Raw genomic sequence first — 9,133 nt, forward strand, 5'->3', positions numbered from 1 at the left:
GGTGGTGATCGCCAGGTCGTCCAGCTCCGCGCGCGCGCCCAGGCGCTGCAGCAGGCTCAGCAGGTTCTTGCGCACCAGCGGTTCGCCGCCGGTGATGCGCACGCGCCGCACCCCGAGACCGATAAAGGCGTCGGCCACGGCGTAGAGTTCTTCCAGGCTGAGAATCTGCTGGCGCGGGGCGAAGACCATGTCCTCGCTCATGCAGTAGGTGCAGCGAAAGTCGCAGCGGTCGGTGACCGACAGCCGCAGGTAGGTGATGCGCCGGCCGAAGGGGTCGACGAGTTGGGTCGTATGCACAGCCGGTCTCCTGCAGCGTCGCGCGCCGAGACTTTTTGTTATGGATATCGCTGACAGGGATAGAAACAGAAAAGCGATTTTTTGTATACAGGAATTTGACCCAAGGGTCAGATAGCCGCTGTGCGGCCCGTGGCCGCTGGCTTGAGCCCCGCGCAAGGCCGGTGCTACCATGCCCGACCGCCGCCCGGCGGCTGAGCAGATCACAGGGCCTTATGACCAGCATTCGCGAACGAAACAAAGAGCTGATCCTGCGCGCGGCCAGCGAAGAGTTCGCCGACAAGGGCTTCGCCGCCACCAAGACCAGCGACATTGCGGCCAAGGCAGGCCTGCCCAAGCCCAACGTCTACTACTACTTCAAGTCCAAGGAAAACCTCTACCGCGAGGTGCTGGAAAGCATCATCGAGCCGCTGCTGGCCGCCTCCGCGCCGTTCAACCAGGCGGGCCACCCGAGCGAGGTGCTGACCGCCTACATCCGCTCGAAGATCCGCATCTCCCGCGAGCTGCCTTACGCCTCCAAGGTATTCGCCAGCGAGATCATGCACGGCGCGCCGCACCTGTCGCCGGAGCAGACCGAGCAGCTCAATGCCCAGGCCAAGCACAACATCGCCTGCATCCAGCGCTGGGTCGACCAGGGCCTGATGGCGCAGGTCGATCCGCACCACCTGCTGTTCAGCATCTGGGCCGCGACCCAGACCTATGCCGACTTCGACTGGCAGATCTCCACCGTCACCGGCAAGGCCAGCCTGGACGACGCCGACTACGAAGCCGCGGCGCAGACCATCATCCGCCTGGTGCTCAAGGGGTGCGAAGTGGCTCCGGCGCCGTCCACGGCTTCCGAGCTGGTGAGCAGCGTCTAAGCGGCTGACTGCAGCAGGGTGCGCCGTGCGTACCGAGTTAAAGGGATGTTCGGCAGCCTGCAGGACGGATCGCGCCTTACCGATCCACCGCTCCGGTGGATGTCAAAAGCGACATCCACCCTACGCAACCTCGGCGGCGCTTTAGCGGCGACGCCTCCAAGCCGCAGTCGCGGCCAATCCCCCCACAGTCGTAGCCCGAATTCAATCCGGGCATAACGCGCACCGGCGCTAAAGCCGGTGCGCCCGGCTCACCCTACGCCCCGGCATCCGCCTTCAGCCCCAGCGACTCCAGTGCGCTGACCGCACACTGCTCGTCGATATCCGAGGTGTCGCCGGTGATGCCGACGGCGCCGATCACTTCGCCGCGCTCGTCGCGGATCAGCACGCCACCCGGCGCCGGCACCAGGCTGCCCTGGGCCAGGTTGTTCACCGCCCCGATAAAGGCCGGGCGCTGCTGCGCGTCGGCGGCGATCAGGCGCGAGCCCTTGCCCAGGGCCAGCGCGCCCCAGGCCTTGCCGATGGCGATCTGCGGGCGCAGCAGGCTGGCGCCGTCCTCGCGCTGCAGGCAGATCAGATGCCCGCCGGCATCCAGTACGGCGACGGTCAGCGGCGCCGCCTTTATCTCGCGGCCCACGGCCAGCGCGCGGTTACCGATGGCGTTGGCGGTTTGCAGGTTCAAGTTGCTCATGCGGATGACTCCTGAAGTGACGAAGGGAACGAAACGCCCGGAGCGAGGCCGGCACTGCGCATGCCGACGGCCCCGGGCAATCCAAAGCTCGCCCTCACTATCCCACCAGAAACAAAAAATTCAACCACTACATACAATATTATTTTTTATTGTATACATTTAGTGCGACACACCTCTTCGCCTGCACTGCCAACCCCGTCAAACGGGCGTTTCAAAAGAATTTGGCCAGACGACAGGCTGCACCGGAAAAATTGTTGACCGTGAAGTCATGGCCTGCATAGAATCCGAGCCAGGTGTTTTGTATACAATCTGATAACAAAAGAGGCACAAGATTATGGCCAGAATGAGAGCAATCGAGGCAGCCGTACTGGTGATGCGCCGCGAAGGCGTCGATACCGCGTTCGGCGTCCCCGGCGCTGCCATCAACCCCCTGTATGCCGCACTGAAGAAACTCGGTGGCATCGATCACGTCCTGGCCCGTCACGTCGAAGGCGCTTCGCACATGGCCGAGGGTTACACCCGCACCAATGCCGGCAACATCGGCGTGTGCATCGGCACCTCCGGCCCGGCCGGCACCGACATGGTCACCGGCCTGTACTCGGCGTCGGCCGACTCCATCCCGATTCTGTGCATCACCGGCCAGGCGCCGCGTGCGCGCATGCACAAGGAAGATTTCCAGGCGGTCGACATCACCAGCATCGTCGGCCCGGTAACCAAGTGGGCGACCACCGTGATGGAACCCGGCCAGGTGCCGCGCGCCTTCCAGCGCGCCTTCCAGGAAATGCGCAGCGGCCGTCCCGGCCCGGTGCTGATCGACCTGCCGTTCGACGTGCAGATGGCCGAGATCGAATTCGACATCGACGCCTACGAGCCGCTGCCGGTGGCCAAGCCGACCACCAGCCGCATCCAGGCCGAGAAAGCCATCGCCCTGCTCAACGAGGCCGAGCGCCCGCTGCTGGTCGCCGGTGGCGGCATCTTCAATGCCGACGCGGCGGACAAGCTGGTGGAATTCGCCGAGCTGACCGGCGTACCGGTGGTGCCGACCCTGATGGGCTGGGGCGCGATCCCCGACGACCATAAGCTGATGGTCGGCATGGTCGGCCTGCAGACTTCGCACCGCTACGGCAACGCCACCCTGCTCGCCTCCGACCTGGTGTTCGGCATCGGCAACCGCTGGGCCAACCGTCACACCGGTTCGGTGGAGGTCTACACCGAGGGCCGCAAGTTCATCCACGTCGACATCGAACCGACCCAGATCGGCCGCGTGTTCAACCCGGATCTGGGCATCGTCTCCGACGCCGGCGCCGCGCTGGACGCCTTCCTCGAAGTGGCCCGCGAGTGGCAGGCCGCCGGTAAGCTGAAGGACCGCAGCGCCTGGGTCGAAGCCTGCCGCGAGCGCAAGCGCACCCTGCAGCGCAAGACCCACTTCGACAACGTGCCGGCCAAGCCGCAGCGCGTCTACGAAGAGATGAACGAAGCCTTCGGCAAGGACACCTGCTACGTCAGCACCATCGGTCTGTCGCAGATCGCCGGCGCGCAGTTCCTCCACGTGTACAAGCCGCGCCACTGGATCAACTGCGGTCAGGCCGGCCCGCTGGGCTGGACCATTCCGGCGGCCCTCGGCGTGGTCAAGGCCGACCCGAACCGCAACGTGGTGGCGCTGTCCGGCGACTACGACTTCCAGTTCATGATCGAGGAGCTGGCCGTCGGCGCGCAGTTCAACCTGCCGTACATCCACGTGCTGGTGAACAACTCCTACCTGGGCCTGATCCGTCAGGCGCAGCGCGGCTTCGACATCGACTACTGCGTGCAGCTGGCGTTCGAGAACATCAACGCGCCGGAGCTCAACGGTTACGGCGTCGACCACGTCGCCGTGGTCGAGGGCCTGGGCTGCAAGGCGATCCGCGTGTTCGATCCGAACGAGCTGCAGAACGCCTTCGCCGAAGCCAAGCGCCTGATGGCCGAGCACCGCGTGCCGGTGGTGGTGGAGATCATCCTGGAGCGCGTCACCAACATCTCCATGGGCACCGAGATCAACGCCATCAACGAGTTCGAGGAACTGGCCGAGCGCGGCGTCGACGCGCCGACCGCCATCTCGCTGCTGGATTGATCCGTACGCCGGGTGTGCCACGCGCACCCGGCCAACACGGCGTAGCCCGGATGCAATCCGGGAAGACCGCAACACCGCCCCGGATTGCATCCGGGCTACGACAAGGAGCACACCATGCCCCGTTTTGCTGCCAACCTGTCCATGCTGTTCACCGAAGTGGACTTCCTGGACCGTTTCGCTGCCGCCGCCGAAGCCGGTTTCAGCGGCGTGGAATACCTCTTCCCCTATGACTTCCCGGTGGAAGAGATCAAGGCCCGCCTGGACGCCAACCAGCTCGAGCAGGTGCTGTTCAACCTGCCGGCCGGCGACTGGGGCAAGGGCGAGCGCGGCATCGCCTGCCATCCCGATCGCGTCGAGGAATTCCGCGCCGGCGTCGACCAGGCCATCGCCTACGCCAAGGTGCTGGGCAACAAGCAGATCAACTGCCTGGCCGGCATCCGCCCGCAGGGCCTGGACTGCGCCACCCTGGAAAAGACCTTCGTCGACAACCTGCGCTACGCCGCCGACAAGCTGGCCGGCGCCGGTATCCGCCTGGTCATGGAAGCCATCAACACCCGCGACATCCCCGGCTTCTACCTGAATAACACCAAGCAGGCGCTGGACATCCGCGACAAGGTCGGCAGCACCAACCTGTACCTGCAGTACGACATCTACCACATGCAGATCATGGAAGGTGACCTGGCCCGCACGGTGGAGAGCCACCTGGCCGCCATCAACCACGTGCAGCTGGCCGACAACCCGGGCCGCAATGAGCCGGGCACCGGCGAGATCAACTACCGCTTCCTCTTCGAGCACCTGGACCGCATCGGCTACCAGGGCTGGATCGGCTGTGAATACAAGCCGGTAACCACCACCGCTGCCGGCCTCGGCTGGATGAAAGCGCATAACGCAATCTGAGGAGACTCTACGCATGGCTAAAATCGGATTTATCGGCACCGGCATCATGGGCAAGCCCATGGCGCAGAACCTGCAGAAGGCCGGCCACACCCTGTTCTTCTCCGAGCACTTCGACAAGGCGCCGGCCGACCTGCTGGGCGACAACGGCATCGCCCTGGCCAACCCGAAGGAAGTGGCCCAGGAAGCCGAATTCATCATCGTCATGGTCCCGGACACCCCGCAGGTCGAAGACGTGCTGTTCCGTGACAACGGCATCGCCCAGGGCGTCGGCGCCGGCAAGGTAGTGATCGACATGAGCTCGATCTCCCCCACCGCCACCAAGGCCTTCGCCGAGAAGATCAAGGCCACCGGCGCCGCCTACCTGGACGCCCCGGTGTCCGGCGGCGAAGTCGGCGCCAAGGCCGCCACCCTGTCGATCATGGTCGGCGGCTGCCCGAACGCCTTCGAACGCGCCCTGCCGCTGTTCCAGGCCATGGGCAAGAACATCACCCGCGTCGGCGGCAACGGCGACGGCCAGACCGCCAAGGTGGCCAACCAGATCATCGTCGCGCTGAACATCCAGGCAGTCGCCGAAGCCCTGCTGTTCGCCGCCAAGAACGGCGCCGACCCGGCCAAGGTGCGTGAAGCGCTGATGGGCGGCTTCGCCGGCTCGAAGATCCTCGAAGTGCACGGCGAGCGCATGATCAAGGGCACCTTCGATCCGGGCTTCCGCATCAGCCTGCACCAGAAGGACCTCAACCTGGCGCTGTCCGGCGCCCGCGAGCTGGGCCTGAACCTGCCCAACACCGCCAACGCCCAGCAGGTGTTCAGCACCTGCGCGGCCCTCGGCGGCAGCGGCTGGGACCACTCCGCCCTGATCAAGGGTCTGGAGCACATGGCCAACTTCAATATCCGCGGCGAGTAAATCGCCGCACACGGCGCACGGTAGGGTGCGCCGTGCGCACCGATTGGCCGGGCGAGCCCCGGCACCCTTTCGACCTTCCTGGCAGGAGGTGTCACGGCCCGATTGCCAGGTCGGTCGATTCCACTCCCCAGGCGCTGCCGCGCGGCGCCTGCGGACTGGAATCGATCCAGCGTCACCCCAGAACAAGAGAAAGCCGCCATGACCTTCGATCCGCAACGCCTGCTGCGCGACCTGTTCGCCACCGCCATCGCCGCCGCGCATCCGCGCCAGGTGCTGGCCGACCACCTGCCCGCTGACCGCAGCGGCCGCGTCATCGTCATCGGCGCGGGCAAGGCCGCCGCGGCCATGGCCGAGGTGATCGAGCAGGAGTGGCAGGGCGAGGTCAGCGGCCTGGTGGTGACCCGCTACGAGCACGGCGCCGACTGCAAGAAGATCGAAGTGGTGGAGGCCGCTCACCCGGTACCGGACGACGCCGGCGAGCGCGTCGCGCGCCGTGTGCTGGAGCTGGTGTCGAACCTGGCCGAAGACGACCGGGTGATCTTCCTCCTCTCCGGCGGCGGCTCCTCGCTGCTGGCCCTGCCGGCAGAGGGCATCAGCCTTAAGGACAAGCAGGCGATCAACAAGGCGCTGCTCAAATCCGGCGCCACCATCGGCGAGATGAACTGCGTGCGCAAGCACCTCTCGGCGATCAAGGGCGGCCGTCTGGCCAAGGCCTCCTGGCCGGCCACCGTCTACACCTACGCCATCTCCGACGTGCCCGGCGACGAGGCCACGGTGATCGCCTCCGGCCCCACCGTGGGCGACCCCACCACCTCGGCCGAAGCCCTGGCGATTCTCGCCCGCTACGCCATCGACATCCCGACCAACGTGCGCGCCTGGTTGCAGGACCCGCGCTCGGAAACGGTCAAGCCGGGCGATCCGGTGCTCGCCCGCAGCCACTTCCAGCTGATCGCCACCCCGCAGCAATCGCTCGACGCCGCCGCCGCCAAGGCCGAAGCGGCCGGTCTGCCGGTGTTGATTCTCGGCGACCTGGAAGGCGAGTCGCGTGACGTGGCCAAGGTGCATGCCGGCATCGCCCGCCAGGTGCAGCTGCACGGCCAGCCGATCAAACCGCCATGCGTGATTCTTTCCGGCGGCGAAACCACCGTCACCGTACGCGGCAACGGCCGCGGCGGGCGCAACGCCGAATTCCTCCTCAGCCTCACCGACAGCCTCAAGGGCCTGCCCGGCGTCTACGCGCTGGCCGGCGACACCGACGGCATCGACGGCTCCGAAGACAACGCCGGCGCCATCATGACCCCCTACAGCCATGCCCGCGCCGGCATCAAGGGCCTGTCTGCCCGCGACGAACTGGACAACAACAACGGCTATGGCTACTTCGCCGCCCTCGACGAGCTGATCGTCACCGGGCCGACCCGTACCAACGTCAACGATTTCCGCGCCATTCTGATTCTCGAGAGCCCTGCCCAATGAACGCCGACAAGAAAGTGAAGATCCTCGCCACCCTCGGGCCGGCGATCCGCGACGCCGCGCATATCCGTCAGCTGGTGGAAGCCGGGGTCAACCTGTTCCGCCTCAACTTCAGCCACGGCGAGCACGCCGATCACGCCCAGCGCTACCACTGGGTGCGCCAGGTGGAGCACGAGCTGGGCCAGCCCATCGGCATCCTCATGGACCTGCAGGGGCCGAAGCTGCGTGTCGGCCGCTTTGCCGGCGGCAAGGTGCAACTGGTCAACGGCCAGAGCCTGCGCCTGGACCTGGACGCCACGCCCGGCGACGCCAGCCGGGTCAACCTGCCCCACCCGGAAATCATCGAAGCCCTGCAGCCGGGCATGAGCCTGCTGCTGGACGACGGCCGCCTGCGCCTGAAAGTGACCGCCAAGCAGGCCGATGCCGTGATCACCGAGGTGATCGCCGGTGGCGAGCTGTCCGACCGCAAGGGCGTCAACGTGCCCGAGGCCGTGCTGCAACTGTCGCCGCTGACCGAGAAGGATCGCCGCGACCTGGCCTTCGGCCTGGAGCTGGGCGTGGACTGGGTGGCGCTGTCGTTCGTGCAGCGCCCCGAGGACATAGTCGAGGCCCGTGAACTGATCCAGGGCAAGGCCTTCCTCATGGCCAAGATCGAGAAGCCCTCGGCGGTGCAGCATCTCGAAGCAATCGCCAAGCTGTGCGACGCCATCATGGTGGCGCGCGGCGATCTGGGCGTGGAAGTGCCGGCCGAGAACGTGCCGCGCATCCAGAAGGACATCGTGCGCACCTGCCGCCAACTGGGCCGCCCGGTGGTCGTCGCCACGCAGATGCTCGAATCCATGCGTTTCTCCCCGGCGCCGACCCGCGCCGAAGTCACCGACGTGGCCAACGCCGTGGCCGAAGGCGCCGATGCGGTGATGCTGTCGGCCGAGACCGCCTCCGGCGACTACCCGCTGGAAACCGTGCAGATGATGAGCAAGATCATCCGCCAGGTGGAGAACGGCCCGGACTACCAGAGCCAGCTCGACGTCGGTCGCCCGCAGGCCGAGGCCACCGCCAGCGACGCCATCAGCTGCGCCATCCGCCGTATCAGCTCGATCCTGCCGGTGGCGGCGTTGGTCAACTACACGGAATCCGGCAGCTCCAGCCTGCGCGCCTCACGCGAGCGGCCGAAGGCGCCGATCCTCAGCCTGACCCCGAGCCTGACCACCGCCCGCCGCCTGACCGTGGCCTGGGGCATCTACTCGGTGGTCAACGAGCGCCTGCACAAGGTCGAGGAAGTCACCAGCACCGCGCTGGAGATCGCCCAGGCCCAGGGCATGGCCCAGCGCGGCGACACCGTGGTGATCACCGCCGGCGAACCCTTCGGCCAGCCCGGCAGCACCAACAGCCTGAGGATCGAAACCCTGCATTGAGCCGGTGGCGCTCAACGCAATACAGCACCGTAGCCCGGATGAGATCCGGGGAAATCCCCCTGTTTCCCCGACTTCATCCGCACTACACGCGGCCTTGTGGGAGCGGCTTCAGCCACGAATGAATCCAGGAAGAACGCGCTCCCCGAGCCCCGCGCGGGCATAACCAGTTTGCAGGCGCCCATCGGGCGCCTCTTTTTGTTTCGAGTCCAGCATGTCGCCTCTCTCTTCCCAGCACGCCCTGCAAGGCCTGCGCGCCCTGCTTTGCGGCTTCGCCCAGATCTTCCTGCAGCAGCACCCCGGTTGCGGCCTGCTGGTGCTGCTGGCGATTGTGCTCGGCGCACCCGACCTGCTCGGCGGCGCGCTGCTCGGCGGCCTGGCCTCGATGCTGGTGGCGCAGCGCCGCGGCTACCCGCAGGCGGACATCGCCATCGGCCTGTACGGCTACAACGGCATCCTGCTCGGCCTGCTGCTCAGCCTGAAACTGGCCTGGACACC

General features: G+C 66.5%; 9 protein-coding genes. 7 read left to right on the plus strand and 2 right to left on the minus strand.

The genetic code is table 11. The annotated features are described in order from the left end of the window. Nucleotides 1-297, minus strand: a 297-nt coding sequence (locus N878_RS05155) for a radical SAM protein (RefSeq protein ID WP_031302777.1), incomplete at its 3' end; no start/stop codon positions are given. Nucleotides 298-509: 212 nt separating this feature from the next. Between N878_RS05155 and N878_RS05160 the strand changes: the two genes are divergently transcribed. Continuing rightward, the gene (locus N878_RS05160; protein ID WP_021442613.1) at nucleotides 510-1,154 is read left to right on the plus strand and encodes a TetR/AcrR family transcriptional regulator; all 645 of its coding nucleotides are present in this window, start codon (nucleotides 510-512) and stop codon (nucleotides 1,152-1,154) included. A gap of 253 nt (nucleotides 1,155-1,407) precedes the next feature. Here the strand turns inward: N878_RS05160 and N878_RS05165 are convergent, their stop codons facing one another. Then, entirely contained in the window at nucleotides 1,408-1,842 is a 435-nt protein-coding gene (locus N878_RS05165) for a heme-binding protein (RefSeq protein ID WP_021442614.1), read from the minus strand. Between the two features lie 334 nt (nucleotides 1,843-2,176). Between N878_RS05165 and gcl the strand changes: the two genes are divergently transcribed. From gcl to N878_RS05195, 6 genes are all read left to right on the plus strand, one after another. Beyond that, nucleotides 2,177-3,952, plus strand: coding sequence for a glyoxylate carboligase (gene gcl / locus N878_RS05170; RefSeq protein ID WP_031302778.1), 1,776 nt, complete (start codon nucleotides 2,177-2,179; stop codon nucleotides 3,950-3,952). Nucleotides 3,953-4,066: 114 nt separating this feature from the next. Continuing rightward, the gene (gene hyi, locus N878_RS05175; RefSeq protein WP_021442616.1) at nucleotides 4,067-4,849 is read left to right on the plus strand and encodes a hydroxypyruvate isomerase; all 783 of its coding nucleotides are present in this window, start codon (nucleotides 4,067-4,069) and stop codon (nucleotides 4,847-4,849) included. Next, nucleotides 4,836-5,753, plus strand: coding sequence for a 2-hydroxy-3-oxopropionate reductase (locus N878_RS05180; RefSeq protein WP_368664882.1), 918 nt, complete (start codon nucleotides 4,836-4,838; stop codon nucleotides 5,751-5,753). The genes hyi and N878_RS05180 overlap by 14 nt, the downstream gene beginning before the upstream one ends. Before the next feature lie 198 nt (nucleotides 5,754-5,951). Beyond that, nucleotides 5,952-7,226: a glycerate kinase gene (locus tag N878_RS05185; RefSeq protein ID WP_021442617.1), complete on the plus strand. Its 1,275-nt coding sequence runs from the start codon at nucleotides 5,952-5,954 to the stop codon at nucleotides 7,224-7,226. Further along, nucleotides 7,223-8,638 carry a pyruvate kinase gene (gene pyk, locus N878_RS05190; protein WP_021442618.1) on the plus strand — a complete coding sequence of 472 codons (1,416 nt, stop codon included), beginning with the start codon at nucleotides 7,223-7,225 and terminating at the stop codon, nucleotides 8,636-8,638. The genes N878_RS05185 and pyk overlap by 4 nt, the downstream gene beginning before the upstream one ends. 211 nt (nucleotides 8,639-8,849) lie before the next feature. Continuing rightward, nucleotides 8,850-9,133, plus strand: a 284-nt coding sequence (locus tag N878_RS05195; protein ID WP_031302780.1) for an urea transporter, incomplete at its 3' end; no start/stop codon positions are given.

Source organism: Pseudomonas sp. EGD-AK9 (genome assembly GCF_000465935.2).
Classification (GTDB): domain Bacteria; phylum Pseudomonadota; class Gammaproteobacteria; order Pseudomonadales; family Pseudomonadaceae; genus Aquipseudomonas.